The organism is Streptomyces sp. NPDC058469 (assembly GCF_042721125.1).
Taxonomy (GTDB): Bacteria; Actinomycetota; Actinomycetes; order Streptomycetales; family Streptomycetaceae; genus Streptomyces.
Genome location: NZ_JBHXME010000073.1, coordinates 1 through 24,388 on the forward strand (window position 1 = coordinate 1; position 24,388 = coordinate 24,388).

The 24,388-nt window shown below is 68.2% G+C and carries 22 protein-coding genes and 1 riboswitch; of the genes, 7 read left to right on the top strand and 15 right to left on the bottom strand.

Features of this window, described 5'->3' with window-relative positions:
* Positions 1–444 precede the first annotated feature (444 nt).
* The 3 genes from ACFWP5_RS27725 to ACFWP5_RS27735 form a co-directional block, all read right to left on the bottom strand.
* Complete coding sequence (locus ACFWP5_RS27725; RefSeq protein ID WP_384162063.1) at positions 445–1,479, bottom strand: NlpC/P60 family protein; 1,035 nt, start codon at positions 1,477–1,479, stop codon at positions 445–447.
* 210 nt (positions 1,480–1,689) lie between these two features.
* Positions 1,690–3,033: an NYN domain-containing protein gene (locus ACFWP5_RS27730; protein WP_384162066.1), complete on the bottom strand. Its 1,344-nt coding sequence runs from the start codon at positions 3,031–3,033 to the stop codon at positions 1,690–1,692.
* A 36-nt stretch (positions 3,034–3,069) separates the two neighbouring features.
* Positions 3,070–3,309 carry a hypothetical protein gene (locus tag ACFWP5_RS27735; protein WP_286257438.1) on the bottom strand — a complete coding sequence of 80 codons (240 nt, stop codon included), beginning with the start codon at positions 3,307–3,309 and terminating at the stop codon, positions 3,070–3,072.
* Positions 3,310–3,470: 161 nt separating this feature from the next.
* On the opposite strand from ACFWP5_RS27735, the gene ACFWP5_RS27740 reads away from it, so the two are divergent.
* Together ACFWP5_RS27740 and ACFWP5_RS27745 are read left to right on the top strand one after the other, a co-directional pair.
* Complete coding sequence (locus ACFWP5_RS27740) at positions 3,471–4,205, top strand: rhomboid family intramembrane serine protease (RefSeq protein ID WP_384162069.1); 735 nt, start codon at positions 3,471–3,473, stop codon at positions 4,203–4,205.
* Positions 4,202–4,483 (top strand): Lrp/AsnC family transcriptional regulator, encoded by a 282-nt coding sequence (locus ACFWP5_RS27745; RefSeq protein ID WP_019062383.1) that lies wholly within the window; start codon positions 4,202–4,204, stop codon positions 4,481–4,483. The genes ACFWP5_RS27740 and ACFWP5_RS27745 overlap by 4 nt, the downstream gene beginning before the upstream one ends.
* Before the next feature lie 171 nt (positions 4,484–4,654).
* Here the strand turns inward: ACFWP5_RS27745 and ACFWP5_RS27750 are convergent, their stop codons facing one another.
* The 6 genes from ACFWP5_RS27750 to ACFWP5_RS27775 all read right to left on the bottom strand — a co-directional run bounded on the left by ACFWP5_RS27750 (position 4,655) and on the right by ACFWP5_RS27775 (position 11,789).
* Complete coding sequence (locus ACFWP5_RS27750) at positions 4,655–6,031, bottom strand: aminotransferase class V-fold PLP-dependent enzyme (protein ID WP_384162073.1); 1,377 nt, start codon at positions 6,029–6,031, stop codon at positions 4,655–4,657.
* Positions 6,032–6,196: 165 nt separating this feature from the next.
* Positions 6,197–6,313: riboswitch (SAM riboswitch) on the bottom strand.
* Between the two features lie 77 nt (positions 6,314–6,390).
* Positions 6,391–7,455: an anthranilate phosphoribosyltransferase gene (gene trpD / locus ACFWP5_RS27755; RefSeq protein ID WP_384162076.1), complete on the bottom strand. Its 1,065-nt coding sequence runs from the start codon at positions 7,453–7,455 to the stop codon at positions 6,391–6,393.
* A gap of 134 nt (positions 7,456–7,589) precedes the next feature.
* Positions 7,590–9,230, bottom strand: a complete 1,641-nt coding sequence (locus tag ACFWP5_RS27760) for a cytochrome bc complex cytochrome b subunit (protein ID WP_384162079.1) — start codon at positions 9,228–9,230, stop codon at positions 7,590–7,592.
* On the bottom strand, positions 9,227–10,282 hold the full coding sequence (locus tag ACFWP5_RS27765; protein ID WP_384162082.1) for a Rieske 2Fe-2S domain-containing protein: 1,056 nt from the start codon (positions 10,280–10,282) through the stop codon (positions 9,227–9,229). Before ACFWP5_RS27765 ends, ACFWP5_RS27760 begins: the two co-directional genes overlap by 4 nt.
* Positions 10,279–11,088: a c-type cytochrome gene (locus ACFWP5_RS27770; RefSeq protein WP_384162085.1), complete on the bottom strand. Its 810-nt coding sequence runs from the start codon at positions 11,086–11,088 to the stop codon at positions 10,279–10,281. The genes ACFWP5_RS27765 and ACFWP5_RS27770 overlap by 4 nt, the downstream gene beginning before the upstream one ends.
* A gap of 80 nt (positions 11,089–11,168) precedes the next feature.
* Complete coding sequence (locus ACFWP5_RS27775) at positions 11,169–11,789, bottom strand: heme-copper oxidase subunit III (RefSeq protein ID WP_019062389.1); 621 nt, start codon at positions 11,787–11,789, stop codon at positions 11,169–11,171.
* A gap of 157 nt (positions 11,790–11,946) precedes the next feature.
* Here ACFWP5_RS27775 and ACFWP5_RS27780 point away from each other — a divergent pair, with 157 nt between their 5' ends.
* Positions 11,947–12,348: a hypothetical protein gene (locus ACFWP5_RS27780; protein ID WP_384162088.1), complete on the top strand. Its 402-nt coding sequence runs from the start codon at positions 11,947–11,949 to the stop codon at positions 12,346–12,348.
* Between the two features lie 116 nt (positions 12,349–12,464).
* On the opposite strand, the gene ACFWP5_RS27785 is transcribed toward ACFWP5_RS27780, so the two are convergent.
* From ACFWP5_RS27785 to coxB, 4 genes are all read right to left on the bottom strand, one after another.
* Positions 12,465–13,730, bottom strand: coding sequence for an Ig-like domain-containing protein (locus tag ACFWP5_RS27785; protein ID WP_384162091.1), 1,266 nt, complete (start codon positions 13,728–13,730; stop codon positions 12,465–12,467).
* 130 nt (positions 13,731–13,860) lie between these two features.
* Positions 13,861–14,259: a cytochrome c oxidase subunit 4 gene (locus tag ACFWP5_RS27790; protein WP_033284401.1), complete on the bottom strand. Its 399-nt coding sequence runs from the start codon at positions 14,257–14,259 to the stop codon at positions 13,861–13,863.
* Complete coding sequence (gene ctaD / locus ACFWP5_RS27795) at positions 14,256–15,992, bottom strand: cytochrome c oxidase subunit I (RefSeq protein WP_384162094.1); 1,737 nt, start codon at positions 15,990–15,992, stop codon at positions 14,256–14,258. Before ctaD ends, ACFWP5_RS27790 begins: the two co-directional genes overlap by 4 nt.
* Complete coding sequence (gene coxB, locus ACFWP5_RS27800; RefSeq protein WP_384162097.1) at positions 15,989–16,948, bottom strand: cytochrome c oxidase subunit II; 960 nt, start codon at positions 16,946–16,948, stop codon at positions 15,989–15,991. The genes ctaD and coxB overlap by 4 nt, the downstream gene beginning before the upstream one ends.
* 286 nt (positions 16,949–17,234) lie before the next feature.
* Here coxB and ACFWP5_RS27805 point away from each other — a divergent pair, with 286 nt between their 5' ends.
* Positions 17,235–18,611 carry a cysteine desulfurase/sulfurtransferase TusA family protein gene (locus tag ACFWP5_RS27805; RefSeq protein ID WP_384162100.1) on the top strand — a complete coding sequence of 459 codons (1,377 nt, stop codon included), beginning with the start codon at positions 17,235–17,237 and terminating at the stop codon, positions 18,609–18,611.
* 85 nt (positions 18,612–18,696) lie between these two features.
* On the opposite strand, the gene ACFWP5_RS27810 is transcribed toward ACFWP5_RS27805, so the two are convergent.
* On the bottom strand, positions 18,697–19,671 hold the full coding sequence (locus ACFWP5_RS27810) for a carbohydrate kinase family protein (RefSeq protein ID WP_384162103.1): 975 nt from the start codon (positions 19,669–19,671) through the stop codon (positions 18,697–18,699).
* Positions 19,672–19,802: 131 nt separating this feature from the next.
* On the opposite strand from ACFWP5_RS27810, the gene ACFWP5_RS27815 reads away from it, so the two are divergent.
* On the top strand, positions 19,803–20,024 hold the full coding sequence (locus tag ACFWP5_RS27815) for a hypothetical protein (RefSeq protein ID WP_384162107.1): 222 nt from the start codon (positions 19,803–19,805) through the stop codon (positions 20,022–20,024).
* A gap of 223 nt (positions 20,025–20,247) precedes the next feature.
* The gene (locus tag ACFWP5_RS27820) at positions 20,248–22,437 is read left to right on the top strand and encodes a DUF4573 domain-containing protein (protein WP_384162110.1); all 2,190 of its coding nucleotides are present in this window, start codon (positions 20,248–20,250) and stop codon (positions 22,435–22,437) included.
* 94 nt (positions 22,438–22,531) lie between these two features.
* Here the strand turns inward: ACFWP5_RS27820 and ACFWP5_RS27825 are convergent, their stop codons facing one another.
* On the bottom strand, positions 22,532–22,888 hold the full coding sequence (locus ACFWP5_RS27825) for an iron-sulfur cluster assembly accessory protein (protein WP_019065032.1): 357 nt from the start codon (positions 22,886–22,888) through the stop codon (positions 22,532–22,534).
* A gap of 296 nt (positions 22,889–23,184) precedes the next feature.
* On the opposite strand from ACFWP5_RS27825, the gene nadA reads away from it, so the two are divergent.
* Positions 23,185–24,369, top strand: coding sequence for a quinolinate synthase NadA (gene nadA, locus ACFWP5_RS27830; protein ID WP_384162113.1), 1,185 nt, complete (start codon positions 23,185–23,187; stop codon positions 24,367–24,369).
* Positions 24,370–24,388: the final 19 nt, after the last annotated feature.

Below are 24,388 nucleotides of genomic sequence, written 5' to 3' on the forward strand. Positions count from 1 at the left end.
CTGTTGAGGCACGCGGCGAGTTCGCAGACCATCCCGGTGATGTGGAACAGCGGAGCCATCGCGAAGTAGACGGGAGCCTCGGGCAGCCGCAGGCCTCCGCGCGCTCGGTCTCCCGACACCGGCGCGCCCCTTCGGCTCACTCGCGGCGCGGCACTGGCGCCTCGGTCGAACCCGGACGGTGCAAGGCGACGACGGGATCCCACGGGAAGCCGCACTTCCTTCCGCTGACGGACACGGACCGCTCCCCCGGTGCGGGGAAACGCGCCAGACAGTAGCCCTGTGAAGGGGTGCGGGCCAAAGACCGCCGCGGACACACACCGTGACGCCCCGCCTATGACGCAGGTCATGGGCGGGGCGTGGGGTCAGCGTGGTGTGTCGCAATTCGCCCGTTCGGGCGGTCCGGAAGGGCGGAACGAGATCGGACCGGGGCGGACCCGGGTCGGATCAGATCCGGACGCCGAACTCGAACGTCATGTTGCCGATCGCCTCGTAGCGCACCACGGCACCGGTGTGCGGAGCGTGCAGCACCTGGCCGTTGCCCGCGTACAGGCCGACGTGGTGGAAGTCGCCGTAGAAGATGACCAGGTCGCCGACCTTGAGGTCGCTCTGGCTGTAGATCCGGGTGCCGGCGTTCGCCTGCGCCTCGGACGTGCGGGGTATGGAGACACCCGCCTGCGCGTAGGCCCAGGAGGTCAGGCCGGAGCAGTCGAAGGAGGACGGGCCGGAGGCGCCGTAGACGTACGGCGAGCCGATCACGGACTGGGCGGCGGCGAAGGCCGAGGCGGCGCGGCCGGAGGCGGAACCGGTGTTGCCGAGGTTCACGCGCGAGCTGGAACGGTTGGCGGCCTGGGCCTGCTCCTGGTCGAGCGCCGCCTTCTCCGCGGCGGTCAGCGTGTTGAGCAGCTTCTGGGCCGCGGCCAGCTTGGTCTTGACCTCGTCCTTCTTCTTCTTGAGCTCGGTGCGGGTGGCGGAGAGGTCCTTGAGCTTGGTGCTCGCCTCCGCGCGCTCCTGGGCGAGTTCGCGCTGCTTGCCCTGGATCTTCGTCAGCGCCTCGACCTGCTGACTGCTCAACTGGTCCATCGTGGACGCCTTGTCGAGATAGTCGTCCGGGTCCGAGGACAGGAACAGCTGGATCGAGGGGTCGATGCCACCGGTGCGGTACTGGGCGCTCGCCATCGTCCCGAGGCCGTCCCGGAGCTTGTTGAGCTCCTCCTGGCCGCGGGCGACGTTGTCCTGGATGGTGGAGATCTCCTTCTGGAGCTTCTTCTGCTTCTCCTGGGCCCCGTCGAGCTTCTCGGTGGCCTGCTCGGCCTGCGAGTAGAGGGTGTCGACCTTCGCCTTGACCTCGTCCTTGCTGGGCTTCTCGCTCGGCGCGGCATTGGCGGCCTGAGCGCTGAGGGCAACGGCGGCTGCTGCTGCGGTGGTCAGCACAGTGACGCGCGTGCGGCTCGGCTGCTTCGGTCGACGATGGGACGCCACGGAGTCGAGCTCCTTCTATTGAGTGATCACCCGTTCGGAGGTTCGAGGCCTGACCCTAGTGATGTTTCTGTGATCAGTTCAAATCCTCACACGAAAAAATGCCGTCACTCAAAGCATTCTTTGCACATAACCAACGTGCAGTGATGGTCGATTGACGCTACGTTGCGTGACGGTTCGGTCAATTCCGGCATTAAACCTGTACGTTGACCTTCACGACAGTCGTTTGAGGAGTACCGCAGAAGCGACGGGTCGGGCGCCCGCCTTCGCGATGCCGTCGGCGACCTCGCGGTCGGTCGAGACGACGATGACCGGCCGGCCCGGCGGCTCGGCGCGCACCAGCTGGCGGATCAACTCGTCGGCGGTGACGCCCGGTTTGGAGAACAGCACCCGCACTCCGCGCGGCGGCGCGAGCAGCACGGGCGCGGCCAGCTCGGCCCCGTCGAAGACACAGGTGACCTCGGCGCCGGTCTGCGCGGCGAGCTGCGAGAGCTGCCCCAGAAGCCTCAACCGCTGCTTCTCCAGGGGCATTTGGGGATAGCCTGTCTTGGTGACGTTGTAGCCGTCGACGACCAGGTGGGCCTGCGGCAGCGCGAGCAACTGGTCGAGGATCGCGGGGTCGTTCTCCGACAGCGCCCGCGCGGCAATGTCTTTCGGCGTCATTCGTCCCGGTTCGACCGCGTCGACGGTCTCGGCGGGCCGCACAGAGACGGGCGGCAGCGCCAGTTCCCGCCGCAGCCCCTGGGCCGCGTCCAGCACGGTGTCGAGCAGCAGCCGTACCCGCATGTCCTCGACGCTGCGCCCCTCCCGGGCCGCCTTGCGGGTGGCCTCCAGGGCCGCCTCGGCCTCGCTGAGCCGCGCTTTGAGCCGCCGGCTCTCGCTCTCGGCCGCGGACACCTGGATCTGGCCCTCCGCGCGCGCGGTGTCCGTCTCGGCCCGCAGCTTGCGCAGGGCGGCCTCGCCGCGCTTGACGTCGCTGTGAGCGGCACGCAGTTTGCGGTGAAGCGATTCCGCTTCCTTCTTCGCCGCGTCCAGCTCGGTGCGCAGCCGCTCGGTCTCGCTCCGGGTCGCGTCCCGCGCCCGGGCCAACTCCTCGCGCAGCCGCTCCAGTTCGGCCCGGCTCTCCTCGTCGGCGCGCTCGGCGTCGGCGCGCAGCGCCTCCTCGCCGGCGGCGGTCACGAGCTTCACCCAGCCGGTGGGGCGCAGAACATAGGCCGCGGCCGCCACGTCGAGCGGATCCGCGGCCGGGGGCGGCGAGCCGGAGTCGAGGGCGCCGGCGAGCTCCGACTGGGCCTCTCTCAGCTTCTCCCCGATGCGCTGCCGGAACAGCGGATCGGTCTCCAGCGCGGCGGCCATCGCATTACCCGCGAACTTGGCGCGCCGGTTGGGAGCGAAACGGGCGTACTGTCGTAGCTGCGCGGGCAGTTCGGCGACAGTGAGGCCGCCGAAGCCGTCCGACACGATCTGTACGACCCGCCTCCGCACGCCGTCGGGCAGCGGACGGTCGAGCACCTCGGCGGCGCCGTCGCCCGGCCCCCCGCCTGAGTTCTCCACCATCCTCACACCCCAATGTCTGTGCGGGACCACTCCCTCTCAGGAGTCGGCGCCCGGCCTGTCCACGAGTTCCACCTGATCCACGGCGTTGCACCAGCGGCAGCGCACCGACTCGATGGTCTCACTGACCACCTCGCGCTCCTCCACCTTCGGCTCACCCGCCAGGTCCAGGTGGAGGTACTCCACGACCTTCGACGAGCGCGTCACGTCGAAGCGCGTGAGGTTGCCGCAGAGGGTGCAGCGCCACCGCGTAGAGGCGGTCGGCAGGGGAACCGTCATCGTGGCTGTCCGCTTCCTTCTTGTTCCAGTTTCCGTGATCGCCGGTTTCCCCGGCGAGTGTGGCTCGTAACCCTACGGCCTGGCGGGTACTCGCCGCTCGGCCGTCCACAGCGGCGATTCACCCTGTGCCGTTGCGTCCCGTTACGTCATGCTCTGTGTCCATGATCAGCAACTGGGGCTCGGCACTCGTCAGGACGTTCCGCGGCACCTCGGCGCCCATGACGTACACCCTGATCGGCCTGTGCTGCCTGATCTTCGTCCTCGGCCCGGCCTCGGGTTTCGTCCCGTCCTACGGCACCGGGGACGCGCTGCTCGTCGCGCAGCGGGCGTACTTCCGCCGCTGGGGCGTGGTCCCGGCAAACCTGTTCGGCAGCCCCGCCAGGGAGGCCCTGACCCCGGTCACGGCCCTCTTCATCCACGGCAGCTGGATCCATCTCCTCGGCAACATGCTCTTCCTCTACGTCTTCGGAGCGATGACCGAGGAACGGCTGGGCCGTGTCGAGTTCACCCTGTTCTACCTGGGCTGCGGCTACCTGGCCCTGCTGGGCTACGCGGTGGCCAACGCCGACTCCGAACAGTCACTGGTCGGCGCGTCCGGGGCGATCTCGGCGGTCCTCGGGGCGTTCCTGTACTTGTTCCCCCGGGCCCGCGTGACGAGTCTCCTCCCCTTCCTCTTCTTCCTGCCGCTGCGCTTCCCCGCGTGGGTCGTCCTCCCCTTCTGGGCTGCCCTGCAGTGGCTCGCGGCGGGCCAGGCCGCGCAGGGGCCGGGGGTGGCGTACCTCGCCCACCTGGTGGGCTTCACGCTGGGCTTCGGCTACGCGTGGGTGCGGTTCGGCCGTACCACTAGAGTGAAACCCGCCCCAGTAACGGTCCCCGAGGGAGAGAACCAGCCGTGATCACCGCGATCGTCCTCATCAAGACCAGCGTGGACCGGATTCCGGAGATCGCCGAGTCGATCGCCGCGCTCGAATCTGTGAGCGAGGTCTTCTCTGTCACCGGTACGTATGACTTGATCGCGATGGTGCGGGTGCGGCAGCACGAGGATCTGGCCGAGGTGATCCCTGGGCGGATCAGCAAGATCCCCGGGGTGGAGGGGACGGATACGCACGTGGCGTTTCGGACTTACTCGCAGCATGATCTTGAGGCTGCGTTCGCTATTGGGCTGGACTCTTGAGCTGAGCGCCTAGTGGGGTGGGGCGCGGATCGTTTGCGGCTGACCGCCCGGCCGTGGCTGGTCGCGCAGTTCCCCGCGCCCCTGGGGTGACTGGCCTGACGCCTGTTCACATCGGGCCGCCGGGACAGAGCCCCGCGCCTCTTGGGGGCATGCCCCTGACGTCAGTCGAGATCACACCGCCGGGACGCAGCGGCCGTTCTCCGTGTGGTACGTCCACTTGGCGCCCTTGGTCACCAGTTCGCGTACCGCGCCCACGAAGCGCTCGACGTGCTCGTCCGGGGTGCCCGCGCCGAAGCTGACGCGGATGGCGTTGAGGGACTTCTCGCCCGGGGCCGCCTCGGGGGCGCCGCACTCGCCCTGGGTCTGGGGGTCGCTGCCCAGGAGGGTGCGGACCAGGGGGTGGGCGCAGAAGAGGCCGTCGCGGACGCCGATGCCGTACTCGGCGGAGAGGGCGGCGGCGAAGTGGGAGCTGTTCCAGCCGTCGACGACGAAGGAGATCACGCCGACCCTCGGGGCGTCGTCGCCGAAGAGGGACAGGACGCGAACCTCCGGGACCTCGGCCAGGCCCGCCCGCACCTTCTCGATCAGGTGCTGCTCGCGCTCGACCAGCGTGTCGAAGCCCGCCTCGGTCAGCGCCTTGCAGGCCGACGCGATGGAGTAGGCGCCGATGACGTTCGGGGAGCCGGCCTCGTGGCGGGCGGCGCTGTCGTGCCACTCCACGTCCACTCCCCCGTCCTCGCGCCGCGTGACCTTGCGGCTGGCGCCGCCGCCGGCGAGGTAGGGGTCGGCCGCCTGGAGCCAGTCGGAGCGGCCGGCCAGGACGCCCGAGCCGAAGGGGGCGTAGAGCTTGTGGCCGGAGAAGGCGATCCAGTCGACGTCGAGATCCTGCACGGACACCGGGTGGTGCGGGGCGAGTTGGGCGGCGTCCAGGACGATCCGGGCGCCGTGGGCGTGCGCGGCGGCGGCCAGTTCGCGGACCGGCCACAGTTCGCCGGTGACGTTCGAGGCGCCGGTGACGCAGACCAGGGCCGGGCCGTGCCCCTCCTTAATGGACACAGTGCGGTCGGCGAGGGCCTGCTCCAGGGTCTCGACGGCCTGGCGCGGGGTGCGCGGGGCGTTGAGGTAGGTGACCCGGGCGTCCTTCCAGGGGAGCAGGGACGCGTGGTGCTCGGTCTCGAAGACGAAGACCTGGCAGTCGGCGGGGAGGGCCTGGGCGAGCAGGTTCAGGGAGTCCGTCGTGGAGCGGGTGAAGATCAGCTGGTCGTCGGGGCGGCAGTCCAGGAACTCCTCGACCGTCCTGCGGGCGTTCTCGAACAGGTCGGTGGAGAGCTGCGAGAGGTAGCCGGCGCCGCGGTGCACGCTGCCGTAGTACGGGGCGTAGGCCGCCACGTCGTCCCAGACGCGCTGGAGGGCGGGGGCGCTGGCCGCGTAGTCGAGCGCCGCGTAGGTGACTTCGCCGCCCGTGACGAGCGGGACGGTGACATCCCGGCCGAGAACGGGCAGCGGGGCACAAATGGTCGTAGCGGCGACAGCGGTGGAGACAGACATGGCGAACTCCCGTGAGAGGCAGGCGACTTCACCACGCGAGCGGTCAGGGCTCAGCGCGGGAAGAGAAGAAAAGGGGGTATGCGGAGGCGGGGCTCGACGCCCTATCGCATTCGCTTGCTCACAGAGGGCTCCCTCGATGACCAGGACCCCTGGTGTCTTTCGAGGGGCCCGCGCTTGCCGCAGACCTCGCTGCCTACGGCCTGGTCTTCACCCGGGGCACCCCGCCACGGACGGAGGGTTGCCGGACAGTCGGCCGGGGCCTCATGACTGTCACTCATGACCTGGTCGGAAAACTTACGTGAGGTGATCGCCGTCCCGCAACCCGTGTCCGGATCGCGGGACGACCATCCGTGCGGTGCCTACGCGTTGCTGGCCGCCGCCCAGCGCTCCAGGGTCCGCTTGGCCGCCCCCGAGTCGATCGACTCCTGAGCCTTCGCCATTCCGGCCCGGATCCGGTCCACCAGCGGCCCGTCCCCGGCTTCGAGCGCCACGAGCGCCGCCGCCGAGTTCAGCAGTACGGCGTCCCGTACCGGGCCCGTCTCGCCGTCCAGGAGACGGCGGGCCACGTCGGCGTTGTACTCGGGGTCGGCACCGCGCAGCGCCTCGACGGGGACCAGTGGGAGGCCCACGTCCCGGGGGTCGAAGGCCTCCTCGGTGACCTTGCCGTCGCGGACGATCCACACCCGGGAGGTCGCGGTGGTCGTCAGCTCGTCGAGGCCGTCGTCGCCGCGGAACACCAGCGCGGAGGAGCCGCGCTCGGCCAGTACGCCCGCGATGAGCCCGGCCATGCGGGTGTCGAAGCAGCCGACCGCCGACGAGGTGACCTTGGCCGGGTTGGTCAGCGGACCGAGCAGGTTGAACGCGGTCGGCACCCCCAGGTCCCGCCGGACCGCACCCGCGAACCGCATCGTGGGGTGGAACCTGGCCGCGAAGCAGAACGTGATCCCGGCCTCCTCCACCACCTGCGCGACCCGCTCGGGCGACAGCTCCAGGTTGATGCCGAGCCGCTCCAGCACGTCGGAGGAACCGCTCGCCGAGGACGAGGCACGGTTGCCGTGCTTGACGACCTTCGCACCGGCCCCGGCGATCACGATGGCGGACATCGTCGAGATGTTGACCGTCTTCGCCCGGTCGCCGCCGGTGCCGACGATGTCGACGGCCGGTCCCGGGATGTGCAGCGGCTTCGCGTGGGCGTACATCGTCTCGACGAGGCCGTTGATCTCCTCGACGGTCTCGCCCTTGGCCCGCAGCGCCACCAGGAAGCCCGCGATCTGGGCGTCGGCGGCCTCGCCGCTCATGATGCGGTCCATCGCCCACGCCGTGTCGGCGGTGCCGAGGTCCTGTCCGGCGAGCAGCGCGCTCAGTACGTCGGGCCAGGAACGGGCCGCCGCGGTGTCGCCTCCAGCGGGGGTCACAGCGCTCATACGGCCGCTCCTGGGTGTCGTAGAAACATGGTTCGAAAGACCTGCCCCACCCTATCCAGCCGCAGGCACGGCGAAGGGCCCCGTCCGGTGTTCGGACGGGGCCCTTCGACTGTGGCGTGGCGACGCCTCAGCGATCAGTGGTGGCCGTGGCCGCTCGTGATCTCCTTGTACTCGTCGACGGTGGGCTTGGGGATCTGGGACTCCTCGCCGTAGTACGCCTCGCTCAGCTTGGCGCGCAGCTTCTGGGAGCCCTTCACCTTGCGCTCGACGCCGTTGTCGTCGACCGTCGCGCCGATCGCGGCCGGCACGTACTGCTCGTGCGCGGTGAGCGTGTGCAGCGCGTCCTGGCTGAGCGGCTCGTGGATCTCGACGAACTCACCGTGCGGCAGGCGCTTGATGATGCCCGACTCGCGGCCGTGCAGCACCTTGTCCCGGTCGCGGCGCTGGAGGCCGAGGCAGACCCGCTTGGTGGCGAGGAAGACCAGCACCGGCACCACGAAGAAGCCGACGCGCACGAACCAGGTGATCGAGTTGATCGACAGGTGGAAGTGCGTGGCCCAGATGTCGTTGCCGCCACCGACGAGCAGGACGAAGTACCACGAGATCCACGCGGCACCGAAGGCCGTGCGGGTCGGGACGTTGCGCGGGCGGTCCAGGATGTGGTGCTCGCGCTTGTCGCCGGTGACCCAGGACTCGATGAACGGGTAGACCGCGATCGCGACCAGGACCAGCGGGAAGATCACCAGCGGGATGAACACGCCCAGGACGAGCGTGTGACCCCAGAAGTTGATCTCCCAGCCCGGCATGACACGGATCAGGCCCTCGGAGAAGCCCATGTACCAGTCGGGCTGGGCGCCCGTGGACACCATGTCCGGACGGTACGGACCCATGGACCAGATCGGGTTGATCGAGGCGATCGCCGAGACGGCCGCGATGACACCGAAGACCAGGAAGAAGAATCCTCCGGCCTTGGCCATGTAGACCGGCAGCAGCGGCATGCCGACGACGTTGTTGTTCGTCTTTCCGGGACCCGCGAACTGCGTGTGCTTGTGGTAGAAGACCAGGATCAGGTGGCCGACCACCAGGCCGAGCATGATGCCCGGCAGCAGCAGGATGTGGATCGAGTAGAAGCGGGACACGAAGTCGCCGCCCGGGAACTCGCCGCCGAAGAGGAAGAACGACAGGTACGTGCCGACGATCGGCACGGACAGGACCGCGCCCTCCATGAAGCGGACACCGGTGCCGGAGAGCAGGTCGTCCGGGAGCGAGTAACCGGTGAAGCCGGTGAACATGCCCAGGACGAACAGCAGGAAGCCGAACAGCCAGTTGACCTCACGCGGCTTGCGGAACGCGCCCGTGAAGAACACCCGCATCATGTGCACGAACATGGCGGCGAGGAAGATCAGCGCCGCCCAGTGGTGGATCTGCCGGATCAGCAGACCGCCGCGCACATCGAAGGAGATGTGCATGGTCGAGTTGAACGCCTCCGACATCAGCTGTCCCTGGAGCGGGACATAGCTGCCGTGGTACGTCACCTCGTTCATCGACGGGTGGAAGAACAGCGTCAGGTACACACCCGTGAGGATGATGATGATGAAGCTGTAGAGGCAGACCTCACCCAACATGAACGACCAGTGGTCGGGGAAGATCTTGCGCATGTTGGACTTGGCGAGGGAGTAGATCCCGAGCCGTCCGTCGGCCCAGTCGGCGATCTTCTCGCCGGCCGGTGCCTTCTCGCGCGAGCGCGAGTCGGAGTTGTTCGCCGTAGTACTCATCCGCGCTCCCAGAATGCAGGACCGACGGGCTCATCGAAGTCGCCGAGCGCCTCGAGATAGCCCTCGTCGCTCACGCCGATGCGCAGCTGCGGCAGGGCGTGACCGGCCGGGCCGAAGATCACTCGGGCACCGTCGGAGAGGTCGAAGGTGGACTGGTGGCACGGGCACAGCACATGGTGCGTCTGCTGCTCGTACAGGGAGATCGGGCAGCCCACGTGGGTGCAGATCTTCGAGAAGGCGACGATGCCCTCGTGCGCCCACTCCAGCTCGCGCTTGTCCTTGATGTTGTCCGGCTGGAGCCGGACGATCATCAGGGCCGACTTGGCGATCTCGGTCTGGAACTCCTCGTCGGTCTCCTCCAGGCCCTCGGGCTTGGCGAAGGTGAGCGAGCCGACGACCACGTCCGAGGGACGCAGCGGCAGGTTCGTGTTCATGTTGACGAGCAGCTTGCCCTTGGACCACAGGGTGTGGCGGAGCTTCGTCCCCGGCAGCGGGCCCAGGTCGCGCAGCAGCATGACGCCGGAGAGCGGGAACAGGGCCAGCGCGCCGAACATCGTGTTGCGGATCAGCTTGCGACGGCCGAGCGCCGACTCCTTGGCACCCTCCTTGAAGTCGGCCAGAACCTTGGCCTTGACCTCGGGGGGCGCCTCGATCGCGTGCCGCTCGTCGGCGATCTCCACGTCGGACATCAGGGTGCGGGCCCAGTGGACCGCGCCCGCGCCGATGGTGAAGAGCGCTCCGCCGAGGGTCAGACCCAGCGCGAAGTTGAGCGCGTTGATGTGACCGATCGGGAAGACGAAGATCGCCCTGTCGTGCGGGATCGCCACGTACGAGGCGATGAAGGCGACCGTGAGGAGCATCGACAGCGTGAACAGGAAGGCTACGACGCGCTCGGACCGCTTGGCGGCCCGCTCGTCGATGTCCTGGACACGGTGCTCGTGCGGCGGCAGTCCCGGGTCGGCGAACGGGTCGTTCTCGTCCGCGACCGACACCGCGCCGTGCGCGTCCTGCTCAGCGGGCAGGTTCTCTTCTGGAATGTCTTGGCTACTCATGACTTCTTGGCCTTTGCGGTCCGAGCGGCGACCCAGACGGCTACCGCGATCAGCGCGCCCAGACCGAAGATCCAGGCGAAGAGACCCTCACTGACCGGACCGAGACCGCCCAGCTCAAGCCCGCCGGGGCTCTCGGTGTTGTCGCCGTTGACCGCGTCGAGGTACGCGATGATGTCCTTCTTGTTCTTCGACGACAGCGTGGTGTCGGGGAAGGAAGGCATGTTCTGCGGGCCGGTCTGCATGGCCTCGTAGATGTGCTTCGGGGAGACACCCTCGAGGCTCGGCGCGAACTTGCCGTGCGTCAGCGCGCCGCCCTTGCCGGTGAAGTTGTGGCACTGGGCACAGTTGGTGCGGAACAGCTCGCCGCCCTTGGCGATGTCCGAACCCGCCGGCCCGTACTCGTTCTTCGTCGGGATGACCGGACCGGCGCCCAGCGAGGCGATGTACGCCGCGAGCTGGTCGATCTCGGCCTGAGAGTAGATGACCTTCTTGGCCGGGATCTGAGCACCCGGCTGCTGCGCCGGCATACGGCCGGTGCCGACCTGGAAGTCGACCGCCGCGGCGCCGACGCCCACAAGGCTCGGACCGTCGGAGGTGCCCTGACCGCCGGTGCCGTGGCAGCTTGCGCAGCCGACGGCGAACAGCTTCTTGCCCTCGTCGATGGCGAGGGACTGGGCGGACTCGTCGGCCTGCGCCTTGCTCGCGGGCGCGAACGCGGCGTACAGCCCCCCAGTTGCCGCCAGCGCGAGGAGTAGGACGACGACCGCCGCCAGCGGATGGCGTCGTCGGGTGGAGAGCTTTTTCACGGATTACCCCGGTGTCAGGATCTTCTGCGTCGATGCTTCTGGAATGTGCGCTTCTTGGCTGCGCGCGGGATCGGGCCCGACTACTTGATCAAGTAGATCGTGGCGAAGAGGCCGATCCAGACGACATCGACGAAGTGCCAGTAGTAGGACACGACGATGGCCGCGGTCGCCTGTTCGTGAGTGAACCTCTTCGCCGCGTAGGTACGTCCGAGGACGAACAGGAAGGCGATGAGGCCGCCCGTCACGTGCATGCCGTGGAAACCGGTGGTCAGGTAGAACACCGAGCCGTACGGGTCGGAGGACAGTGAGATGCCGTCCTTCTTCACCAGCTCCGTGTACTCGAAGATCTGACCGCCGATGAAGATCGCACCCATCACGAACGTGATGATGAACCAGCCCCTGAGCTTCTTCACATCCCCGCGCTCGGCGGCGAAGACGCCGAGCTGGCAGGTGAGGGAGGAGAGCACCAGGATCGTGGTGTTGGTCGCGGAGAATGGAATGTTGAGATGGCTCGCCATCTCCTTCCAGTGGTCCGGACCGGTCACCGATCGCAGGGTGAAGTACATCGCGAAGAGGGCCGCGAAGAACATCAGCTCGGAACTCAGCCAGATGATGGTTCCGACGCTGGTGAGGTTCGGCCGGTTGACCGACGGGTGCGCGTGCCCGGTTTCTACTGTCGTTGCTGTCGCCACGACCGACATTATGTCGGTCGCTTATCCCGCCCTCACTCCGGGGGGTGCCGTTCGGAGTGTCCGCAGCGTGTGTACTGCCCGTATGGCCCATCGCAGGGGTGTTCCAACAGGTGTTGACGGGGTGTTCAAGGGAGTAGCATCCGCGCAACGGACCTTGGGAGGAAGAATGCAGGCGACCGCCACGGTGCTGGTCTACAGCGATGACTCCAACACCCGCGAGCAGGTGCGGCTGGCCTCCGGCAAGCGGCCGGCGTCCGACGTGCCGTTGGTCGAGTTCCTGGAGTGCGCCACGCCTGCGGCGGTTCTGAAGGAACTGGACCGGGGTGGGGTCGACGTCTGTGTGTTCGACGGGGAGTCCGCGCCGATGGGGGGCATGGGGTTGTGCCGCCAGGTGAAGGACGAGATCTTCAACTGCCCGCCGGTGCTGGTGCTGATCGGTCGGCCCCAGGACGCGTGGCTTGCCACGTGGAGCCGTGCGGAGGCCGCTGTGACGTTGCCGGTGGATCCTGTTGAGTTCGCGGCGTCGCTCGCCTCTCTGTTGCGTCAGAAGCGGGCTTTGAGCGCCTAGTGGGGTGGGGCGCTGGGTCCTTGGCGACTGCGGGCCCGTTGTGGCTGGTCGCGCCCGCGCGGCGGAGCCGCAAATGTCACAGCCCCGCGCCCCCAGGCAGGTCACCCCTAGGTGGGTCACACTGACTCGGGACGAAGTCTCGCCGTGTCCTCCGGCCTGGGGCCGTCCGGTGTTCCGCCTACCAGCGCGCTGCCGCCTCGCCAGTTCTTCCAGCCGAGGTTCCAGTCGCCGAAGCCGTTGCCGAAGGGTTCCATGTCGTCGCCGTTCGAGTTGACGACCTTGACGACGTCGCCCGCGTGGACGGTGTCGAAGAACCACTCGGCGTTGCTGGTGCTCATGCCGGTGCAGCCGTGGCTGACGTTCGCGGAGCCCTGGGAGCCCACCGACCAGGGGGCGGCGTGGACGTACTCGCCGCTCCAGGTGACGCGGGTCGCGTAGTACACGGGGAGGTCGTACGAGTCCGAGGAGCCCTCGGAGATGCCGACGGTGGTTCCGCGCATCCGTACGAAGTACTCCTTGCCCAGTACGACCTTGACGCCGTTTCGGGTCTCGAAGCCGGGCTTGCCGGTGGTGACGGGGATCTCGTTGATCTCCTCGTCGTTCTTGTAGACCGTCATCTCGTGGGACGCGGCGTCCGTCACGGCGACGATCTTGTCGCCCGTGGTGAGCTTGAGCCCCTTCGAGGTGCCGCCCCACAGGCGGTCGCTGATCTTCACGCCGTCGAGGTTGCTGTGGACCTGGATGGTGGCGTGGGCGGGCCAGTACTCCTTGGGACGGTAGTGGAGTTCCTTGTCGTCCACCCAGTGCCAGGCGCCCTCCACGGCGGGCACGGAGTCCACCCTGAGGGCGCGTTCCACGATGGCCCGCTGTGCCTTGTCCTTGACGGGCGTGTTCAGTTCGGCGGTGACCGGCTGGCCGACGCCGTACGCGCCGGCGTCCGGACCGAACTTCACGGTCAGGCTCTTCTTGGCGGTCGGCTTGCTGGTGTCGATGGTGAGGACCTTGCGGCCGGGGGCGCCGTCCCCGTCCTCCGTGCTCACGCTGACCGTGTAGTGGGCGTTGGCGGCCAGCGGGGAGGTGCTGTGCCAGCGAGTGCCGTCGGCGGCGAGTTCGCCCGTGACGTAGCGTCCCGTGGCGTCCACGGCGGTGACGTCCGTGATGCGCCCGTCGTCGCCGGAGGCGGTGACCTGCAGGGGCTTGTCGGGGTCGACCTTCTTGCCCTTGCCGGACGGGCCGTTGAAGGAGATCTGCCCCGCCGCGTCGTACGGCTTGGCCGACAGCGGGTTGCCGCCGTCGGACCCGCAGGCGGTGACGCCCGCGCCGAGGGAGACCACCAGCAGGGTGCAGCTGACGACGGTGCGGGTGCGCGGAGAGTGGCTCATGAGCCGAGGTTATGAAGCTTCGTCAGCCACGGCGCGGTGGGTCACTCGGACGAGGGACCGACACTGCGGCAAAAGAACGAGCCCGGACCCTCCTGACGGAGTGTCCGGGCTCGTGAGCGCTCGGCGCGTGCTACTGGGTGCGGTCTTCACCGCGGTAGTACTCGAAGACCCAGCCGTACAGGCCGATCATGATGATCGGGGCGGAGAAGTACAGCAGCCACCAGCCGATCGCGATCGACAGGAAGGCCAGTGCGCCACCGACACCGAGGGCGAGGGGCTGCCAGCTGTGCGGGCTGAAGAAGCCCACCTCGCCGGCCTCGTCCGCGACGTCGGCCTCCTTGTTGTCCTGCGCGAGCGTGTCGATCCGCCGGGCGGTGAAGCCCAGGTAGAAGCCGACCATGATGCACAGGCCGAAGGCCATGAAGAGGGCCGTGGTACCGGCCGCCTCCTTGGACCAGACGCCGTAGACGATCGCCGTGGCGAGCACGAAGACGGCCAGCCACATGAACATCCTGCCCTGGACCTTCACTTGCCCGCCTCCTTGCCGCCAGTGAGGGCCTTGTCACCGTGATGCGCGTTCTCGAGCTGGTCGAGAGCGGCGATCTCCGGGTGGTGCAGGTCGAACGCCGGGGATTCGCTGCGGATCCGCGGCAGGGTGAGGAAGTTGTGCCGCGGCGGCGGGCAGGACGTCGCCCATTCGAGCGAACGGCCGTAGCCCCACGGGTCGTCGACCTCGACCTTCTTGCCGTACTTCGCCGTCTTCCACACGTTGTAGAGGAACGGCAGCATCGACAGACCGAGCAGGAAGGAGCTGATCGTCGAGATCGTGTTCAGGGCGGTGAAGCCGTCGGCCGCGAGATAGTCCGCGTAACGACGGGGCATGCCCTCGGCGCCCAGCCAGTGCTGGACCAGGAAGGTGCCGTGGAAGCCGATGAACAGCGTCCAGAAGGTGATCTTGCCGAGGCGCTCGTCGAGCATCTTGCCGGTCATCTTCGGCCACCAGAAGTGGAAGCCGGAGAACATCGCGAAGACGACCGTACCGAAGACCACGTAGTGGAAGTGGGCGACGACGAAGTACGAGTCCGAGACGTGGAAGTCCATCGGCGGCGAGGCCAGGATGACACCGGTCAGACCACCGAAGGTGAAGGTGATCAGGAAGCCGGTGGCCCAGAGCATCGGGGTCTCGAAGGACAAGGACCCCTTCCACATGGTGCCGATCCAGTTGAAGAACTTCACGCCGGTTGGTACGGCGATGAGGAACGTCATGAAGGAGAAGAACGGCAGCAGCACTCCGCCGGTGACGTACATGTGGTGCGCCCACACGGTCACGGACAGGCCGGCGATGGAGATGGTCGCGGCGACCAGTCCCATGTAGCCGAACATCGGCTTGCGGGAGAAGACCGGGATGACCTCGGAGATGATGCCGAAGAACGGCAGGGCGATGATGTACACCTCTGGATGGCCGAAGAACCAGAAGAGGTGTTGCCACAGCAATGCCCCGCCGTTCGCGGCATCGAAGACATGTGCCCCGAATTTCCGATCCGCCTCCAGCGCGAAGAGCGCGGCGGCGAGAACGGGGAAGGCCAGCAGAACGAGTACGGCGGTCAGCAGCACGTTCCACACGAAGATCGGCATGCGGAACATCGTCATGCCGGGTGCGCGCATGCAGATGATCGTGGTGATGAAGTTGACCGCACCGAGGATCGTGCCGAAGCCGGAGAAGGCCAGACCCATGATCCACATGTCGGCGCCGATGCCCGGCGAACGGACCGCGTCCGACAGCGGGGAGTAGGCGAACCAGCCGAAGTCGGCCGCACCCTGCGGGGTGAGGAAGCCGCCCACCGCGATCGTCGAGCCGAACAGGTAGAGCCAGTAGGCGAACATGTTCAGCCGCGGGAACGCCACGTCGGGCGCGCCGATCTGCAGCGGCATGATCCAGTTCGTGAAACCGGCGAACAGGGGCGTCGCGAACATCAGCAGCATGATCGTGCCGTGCATCGTGAACGCCTGGTTGAACTGCTCGTTCGACAGGATCTGCAGACCCGGCCGGGCCAGCTCGGCGCGCATCAGCAGCGCCATGACGCCGCCGATCAGGAAGAACGCGAACGACGTGACCAGATACAGCGTGCCGATCGTCTTGTGGTCGGTGGTGGTGAGCCACTTGATCACGACGTTACCGGGTTGCTTGCGCCTTACCGGCAGCTCGTCCGCGTAGTGGGACTCTGCCGCCGCGGCACCCTGAGGTTCGTTGAGGATGCTCACAGGTTGTTCGTCTCCCGGTTCTTCTCGTGGCTCGTCTGCGCGATGCCGGCGGGAATGTAACCGGTCTGCCCCTTCTTGGCGAGGTCCTTGAGGTGCTGCTGGTAACGCTCCGGCGAGACGACCTTCACGTTGAACAGCATCCGGGAGTGGTCGACGCCGCAGAGCTCGGCGCACTTGCCGAGGTAGGTGCCCTCCTTGTTGGGGGTCACCTGGAAGGAGTTGGTGTGGCCCGGGACGACGTCCATCTTCATCAGGAACGGCACCACCCAGAAGTCGTGGATGACGTCACGTGAGGTGAGGACGAAGCGGACCGTCTCGCCCTTGGGGAGCCAGAGGGTCGGACCCGGGTTGCCCGTCTGCGGGTTCTTCGTGGCGGGCGTACCGACGTCGTAGACTCCGCCGGCGTTCGCCGGGAACTGCTTCTTGAACCGGTCCGGAATGGCGGCCAGGTTCTTGTCGGTCGTCGCGTCGCCACTGACACCGTCGACGTTCTCGATGTAGTTGAAGCCCCAGCTCCACTGGAAGCCCACGACGTTGACCGTCACGGTGGGCTTCTTGTCGAGGCTCAGGAGCTTCGTCTCGTCACGGGCGGTGAAGTAGAACAACACCGAGACGATGATGAGCGGAACAACCGTGTACAGCGCCTCGATGGGCATGTTGTACCGGGTCTGCGGGGGAATCTCGACCTTGGTGCGGCTGCGCCTGTGGAACATGACGCTCCACATGATCAGGGCCCACACCAGGACGCCGACGGCGAGCGCGGCAGCCCAGGATCCCTGCCACAGGGAGAGGATCCGCGGACCCTCTTCCGTGGTCGGGGTGGGGAAACCAAGGCGAGGAAAGTCCTTGGATGTGCAACCGGTCGCGGTCGCCAGGACCAGGCCCGCAGTCATTGCCTGCAGCAGCTTCCGCCGCATCGGGCGCCGCGGCGAGCGGTCGGAGCCGTTGGGACTCACGTAGCGCCTTCCCGAGAGTCTCGCCCGCGCGGATTGGCTGCGGCCTGCCTTCACGCGGGTCGGTCGCCGCCCTGCGTCGGGCAGGGGTTTGGATGTTTATGCGGACCAAACCCTAGCCGACGCCCTCCGGGGGTTCGCGGGGAGGGTGGCATACGCGCCGCCCGTTACTCCTTGCGCCTAATAGCTCGGGGGTTCAGGTGATTTGGGCGGGTGCGGGCTCGTTGTGGTTGCTCGCGCAGTTCCCCGCGCCCCTAAAGAAAGCCTCCGTACGTTTTAACGTTGCTGTGTGTCCTACTTTGATGCTGCCTCTTCCGCTCCTCTCCATCCTGTAGCCCGGCAGGCGCTGTTGGCGTCTCTGGACGAGGGGTGGGCGGATCCTGCTCGGTTGTATCGGGAGGGGCGTAAGGCGCGGTTGCTGCTGGACGCTGCCCGTGAGGCCGCCGCTGAAGCCGTCGGGTGCCGGGCCGACGAACTCGTCTTCACCTCCTCCGGGACCCGGGCCGTCCATGCGGGGATCGCGGGGGCGTTGGCGGGGCGGCGGCGCGTCGGGCGTCACCTGATCGTGTCAGCGGTTGAACACTCTTCCGTGCTCCATTCGGCCGAGGCGCTGGTCGCGGAGGGCGGTTCGTCCACCGAGGTGCCCGTGGACCGTACGGGCGCGGTGAGCGTGGCGGCCTACACCGATTCCCTCCGGTCGGACACCGCGCTGGCCTGTCTGCAGTCGGCCAACCACGAGGTGGGGACCGTACAGCCGGTCGCCGAGGTGGCCGAGGCATGCCGGGCGGTCGGCGTGCCGTTGCTGGTCGACGCGGCGCAGTCGCTGGGGTGGGGACCGGTCGAGGGCGCGTGGTCGCTGCTTACGGCCAGCGCGCACAAGTGGGGCGGGCCGGCCGGGGTCGGGCTGCTGGCGGTGCGCAAGGGCGTGCGCTTCGCGCCCCAACGGCCCGCCGACGAACGGGAGTCGGGACGCGCCGCCGGCTTCGAGAACATCCCCGCCGTCGTGGCCGCGGCGGCCTCCCTGCGCGCGGTGCGCACGGAGGCGGCCCAGGAGGCGCTACGGCTGCGGGAACTGACGGAGCGGATCCGGGCGCGGGTGCCGCGGCTGGTGCCGGGCGTGGACGTGGTCGGCGATCCGGTGCGGCGACTGCCCGGGATCGTCACCTTCTCCTGTCTCTATGTCGACGGAGAGACCCTCCTCCACGAGCTGGACCGCGCCGGTTTCTCCGTCTCGTCCGGATCGTCCTGCACGAGCAGCACGCTGACGCCCAGCCATGTGCTGAAGGCGATGGGAGTGCTGAGTGAGGGGAATGTGCGGGTGTCGTTGCCGCGGGGGGCGACGGAGGAGGACGTCGAGCGGTTTCTCACCGTGCTGCCGGGAGCGGTGGCGGGGGTGCGGGAGAAGTTGGGAGCGCAGGCGCCGGTGACTGTCGTAGAGGACGACTCGCTCGTCGTGGACGCACTCGGCAAGCGCTGCCCGATCCCGGTGATCGAACTGGCGAAGGTCATCGGCGATGTGCCGATCGGCGGCACGGTCAAGGTCCTGTCCGACGACGAGGCAGCACGACTGGACATCCCGGCATGGTGCGAGATGCGGGGACAGGAGTACATGGGCGAGGAGAAGGCGGACCAAGGCACGGCCTACTTGATCCGCCGGACAAGCTGAGAAACCTAAGGGGCGCGGGGCTGTGTCGATATGCGGCTACCGCCGCGGGTGCGCGACCAGCCCCCACGCGCCCGCACTCGACCAATCAGCCCAGATGCCCCCGCACCTCGGCCGAAGCGTCATGCCCATACGCCTTGGTGAACCGGTCCATGAAGTGCACCCGCCGCAGCTGATACTCCTGCGTACCGACAGTCTCGATGACCAGCGTCGCGAGCATGCACCCGATCTGCGCCGCCCGCTCCAGGGAAACCCCCCACGCCAGCCCCGAGAGGAACCCCGCCCGGAACGCGTCGCCGACACCCGTGGGATCGGCCTTGCGCTCCTCCTCCGCGCAGCCGACCTCGATCGGGTCCGCACCGACGCTCTCGATCCGGACGCCGCGCGAGCCGAGCGTGGTGACGCGGTGGCCGACCTTGGACAGGATCTCCTCGTCGCTCCAGCCGGTCTTGGACTCGATGAGGCCCTTCTCGTACTCGTTCGAGAAGAGGTACGCCGAGCCGTCCAGCAGGATGCGGATGTCGTCGCCGCCCATGCGCGCGATCTGCTGGGAGAAGTCGGCGGCGAAGGGGATGGAGCGGGTACGGCACTCCTCCGTGTGGCGGAGCATCGCCTCGGGGTCGTCCGCGCCGATCAGGACCAGGTCGAGGCCGCCCACGCGGTCGGCGACGGTCTTCAGCTCGATCTGGCGGGCCTCGCTCATGGCGCCCGTGTAGAAGGAGCCGATCTGGTTGTGGTCGGAGTCCGTGGTGCACACGAAACGGGCGGTGTGCAGCGTCTCGGAGATACGGACCGAGCCGGTGTCGACACCGTGCCGGTCGAGCCAGTCGCGGTACTCGGCGAAGTCGGAGCCGGCGGCGCCGACCAGGATCGGCGCGGTGCCGAGCTGGCCCATGCCGAAGGCGATGTTGGCGCCGACGCCTCCTCGGCGTACGTCGAGGTTGTCGACGAGGAAGGAGAGCGACACCGTGTGCAGCTGGTCCGCGACCAGCTGGTCGGCGAAGCGTCCGGGGAAGGTCATGAGGTGGTCGGTGGCGATGGAACCGGTGACTGCGATGCGCACGGCGAGGACTCTCCTGAGGGAGGCTGCGTTGACAGTTCACGCTACCCGGTCCGCGCGGCGGCTCTGAAGCGGCCAAAACTACCCGATAGTAGATCTTTCTTCGCGAGCTCAAGCGTGCCTACGGTGCCGCTATGACGAACCTCGAAGTCGATGGCCCCGTTCCGGTCCTCCTCGAAGGTGAAGGTGAGGCCGACCTCGCGTCCTTGCGCGGCGACTGCGCCCGGATGGCTCCCCACTGGACGGTTCCCGACCGGATCGTTGCCCTTCCGGTGTCCCCGTCACTCATCCACGGCGTGTCGGTGCCGTCGGAGTCCGCCCGGCTGCTGGACGGCATGTCGGAGTACGGCGACTGAGCGGAGCGGGACGAGGTTCCGAACCGGGATTCCGAGCCGGTATTTCGAGCCGGGGTCCGAGTACCCCGGCTCTGTCGGCGCGCTCGGGGGAACCGTGCGCTCCCCCGCTGCGTCCCATCGCTGTCCCCCGTAAAGGGGATGCGGGATACGACCCTTCTGCCTGCCCCTTTGACAGGGCCGGGTCAGGGTCAAGGGACAGTTGCGCAGCCGAAGGAGCGATGCGGTGAACACCGAGCGACCCGACAACGACGACACGACCGGCACGTCCGGTGACGTGCGGGGCGTGGGGGACGCCGCGAAGGGCTCCGCGAAAGGGCCCGAGGTCGACGACACCGGGGCCGGCGGGGAATCGGCCGGCGACGGGAGGTCCCCCCTGAGCAAGGCGGCTGATGCCACGGCGGATGCGGGCGAGGGTGGAGACACGGCAGAGGGCGACCGCGGGGCGTCCGACGCCGAGACCGGCCGTAGGGAAGAGGCTGGTTCTACGGCGTCCGGGGCGGAGGCCGGTCCCGGCCGGCCGGACGAGGCGGGGCCCGTGGCGTCCGGCGTAGAAGCCGACCACCCGGAAGAGATCGACCGGTCTGGTTCCGGCACGGAGGCCGACCCGTCTGGTTCCGGCACGGAAATCGACCCGTCTGGCTCCGGCACGGAGGCCGACCGGTCTGGTTCCGGCACGGAAATCGACCCGTCTGGCTCCGGCACGGAGATCGACCCGTCTGGTTCCGGCACGGAAATCGACCCGTCTGGCTCCGCCACGGAGAACGACCCGTCTGGTTCCGGCACGGAGGCCGACCCGTCGGAAGACCGGTCGGAAGGGGCCCGCCTCGCGGCATCCGGCACCGAGTCCGACGCCGAGGCGGGCCGACCGGGGGTCGCCGGCCCCACACCCCCCGCGGCTGCCCACCCAGAGGGGTCCACCTCCACCGCCGACACCGATCTGCCCCTGCGCGACCACTCCCCCGAACCCGACGACAGGCGCCCCGCGCGATCCCGGTCGCCGCTCGTCATCGCCTCCGTGGCCGCCGCCGTGCTGCTCGTCGGAGGGGGTGGGGCGTATCTCGCGTCGTCCTCGTCCGGTTCCGGAGGGTCGGGGGAAGGGACGGGGTCCGCGGCGTCCGGTGCGGACGGGACTCCGCCGCCGCTCGCGCTCGACGGGTACTCCTCGGGCGGTACGAGTGGGATCGCGTCCGGGGAGCCGAATCCGTACGGGGAGACGTATCGGGCCGCCGGGAGCCTGCCCGGTGGGCCGGAGTCCGCTGCTGTCTACGTGCCGCAGGGCGAGGTCACCAAGGACGCGGTGAGCCGGCTCGCGAAGGCTCTCGGTGTCATGGGGACGCCGGTGGCCGAGGGGCAGGTCTGGAAGGTGGGCGGGCAGGACGGGAGCGGGCCGAGTCTGCAGGTGAACAAGGCGGCGCCGGGCATGTGGACGTTCAACCGCTACGCACCCGGCACCGACGACTGCACCGGCACCCTCAAGTGCACGCACGATCCCGGCACTTCAGCCACCGACCCGGTGAGCGCGGCCGTGGCCGAGAAGGCCGCCGCCCCGATCCTCAAGGCCGTCGGCCAGGACGACGCGAAGATCGACGCGAGCCAACTCATGGGCGCCCAGCGGGTCGTGAACGCCGAGCCGGTCGTCGGCGGACTGCCGACCCACGGGTGGACCACCGGGCTGACCGTCAGCGCCCAGGGTGAAGTGGTCGGCGGGAGCGGGGAGTTGGCGGCGCCGGTGAAGAGTGACGTCTATCCCGTGCTGAGTGCGCGGAAGACGCTGGACCTGATGAACGCGGCGCCGAGGACCGATCACCGTATGGGCATCGGCGGTTGCGCCAGTCCCGTACCGCTGAAGGACCGACTGGAGGCGCCCTGCGGGTCGTCGACCGCCTCCGCCGCTACGCCGACGCAGGCGTCGACCACTGTCGAGCACGCGGTGTTCGGGCTCGCGGTGCACTCCGTGGACGGGAAGCAGACGCTGGTGCCGTCCTGGCTGTTCGAGGCGCGGCAGCCGGGCGGGCAGGACACCTTCACGGTGACGTATCCGGCGATCGATCCGAAGTATCTGGCCTCGGCCGACACGCCCACTCCTACGGCGAGTTCGACCTCCACCGCGGCGCCGCACGACATCAAGGCGGACGGCTACACGACCGACGGGAAGAGCCTCACCGTGGCCTTCACCGGCGGGGTGTGCGCGGACTACAAGGCGTCGGCCGTGGAGAGTTCGGACAAGGTGACGGTCACGGTGACCGACACGCCCTGGCCGGACAAGGTCTGCATCATGATCGCCAAGATCTACCACCAGACCGTGCAGTTGAAGGCGCCGGTCGGTGACCGGAAGGTCGTCGGACCGGACGGCACGGCTATCCCCGTGGAGAAGAGGGTGGAGGTGGGGGCAGGACCCTCACTGGCCCGGTAGCAACGGACACACGGACACCGGAAAAGCCCGAAGGCGGCGGCCCTGTCGGAGGGGGCCGCCGCCTTCGTACCGCGTGTCGTACTGGGTTCAGGGACTAGCTGAACGAGTCGCCGCAGGCGCAGGAGCCCGTCGCGTTCGGGTTGTCGATCGTGAAGCCCTGCTTCTCGATGGTGTCGACGAAGTCGATGGAGGCGCCGCCCAGGTACGGGGCGCTCATGCGGTCGGTGACGACCTTGACACCGCCGAAGTCCTTGACGACATCGCCGTCCAGGGAGCGCTCGTCGAAGAAGAGCTGGTAACGCAGGCCGGAGCAGCCGCCGGGCTGGACGGCGACACGCAGGGCCAGATCCTCACGGCCTTCCTGGTCGAGCAGGGCCTTGACCTTCGCCGCGGCGGCGTCGGACAGAAGGATGCCGTCGGTGACGGTGCTGGTCTCGTCCGATACGGACATCTACATCTCTCCCGGGTTGTACGGAGACTGCTTGCCGACATTTCAACCGGCGTGGCCGCGGATTCATTCCGGGCCGGGTGGCGTTCTTTTCGCCTGTACCTCTTCTGCTCTCTCCTCCATGCTCGCACACACCCGCAAGGTCCCTCACTGGGCGCTCACCGGGATTGATGTCACATCGACGTTATGGCCGTCGTCAAACTGACGTGAAGCAGTTATGATAGATAACGTCAATTCGACGAAAAGGGCCGTCCTCCCCTCAGGACAGCCCAGCCCGCAGAACAGAAAGGGTGCGTGCCGTGACCACCGCCCAGACCCAGGAACTCGACGTTCAGCCGACGCCCCTCGCCCTGCTCCTCCTCGGCCGTGAGGCCGACCCGAGCAGCGAGCGCGGCGTCGAGTGCCCCGGCGACCTGCCCTCGCCGTCCGACCCGGACCTGGTCGAGCGGGCCCGCGCGGCCAAGGAGAAGCTCGGCGACAAGGTCTTCGTGCTCGGCCACCACTACCAGCGCGACGAGGTCATCCAGTTCGCGGACGTCACGGGCGACTCCTTCAAGCTGGCCCGGGACGCGGCCGCGCGCCCGGAGGCCGAGTACATCGTGTTCTGCGGTGTGCACTTCATGGCGGAGTCCGCGGACATCCTGACCGGCGACGACCAGAAGGTCGTCCTCCCCGATCTCGCCGCCGGCTGCTCGATGGCCGACATGGCCACCGCCGAGCAGGTCGCCGAGTGCTGGGACGTACTGACCGAGGCCGGCATAGCCGAGCAGGTCGTGCCCGTGTCGTACATGAACTCGTCCGCCGACATCAAGGCGTTCACGGGCAAGCACGGTGGCACGATCTGCACCTCGTCGAACGCCGAGCGGGCCCTTGAGTGGGCATTTGAGCAAGGCGAGAAGGTCCTGTTCCTGCCGGACCAGCACCTGGGCCGCAACACGGCGGTCCGCGACCTGGGCCTGAGCCTGGAGGACTGCGTCCTCTACAACCCGCACAAGCCCAACGGGGGCCTCACCACAGAGCAGTTGCGCGCCGCGAAGATGATCCTGTGGCGCGGCCACTGCTCGGTGCACGGCCGCTTCTCGCTGGAGTCGGTCGAGGACGTCCGCGCCCGCATCCCCGGCGTCAACGTCCTCGTCCACCCCGAGTGCAAGCACGAAGTCGTGAGCGCGGCGGACTACGTCGGGTCAACGGAGTACATCATCAAGGCACTTGAGGCGGCCCCGGCCGGTTCCAAGTGGGCCATCGGCACCGAGCTGAATCTCGTACGACGGCTCGCGAACCGTTTCGCCCCCGAGGGCAAGGAGATCGTCTTCCTCGACAAGACGGTCTGCTTCTGCTCGACCATGAACCGCATCGACCTCCCCCACCTGGTCTGGACCCTGGAGTCCCTCGCCGAGGGCAACCTGGTCAACCGCATCGAGGTGGACAAGGAGACGGAGGCGTTCGCCAAGCTGGCGCTGGAGCGGATGCTGGCGCTGCCGTAGGGCCGCGGTCCTTCTACGG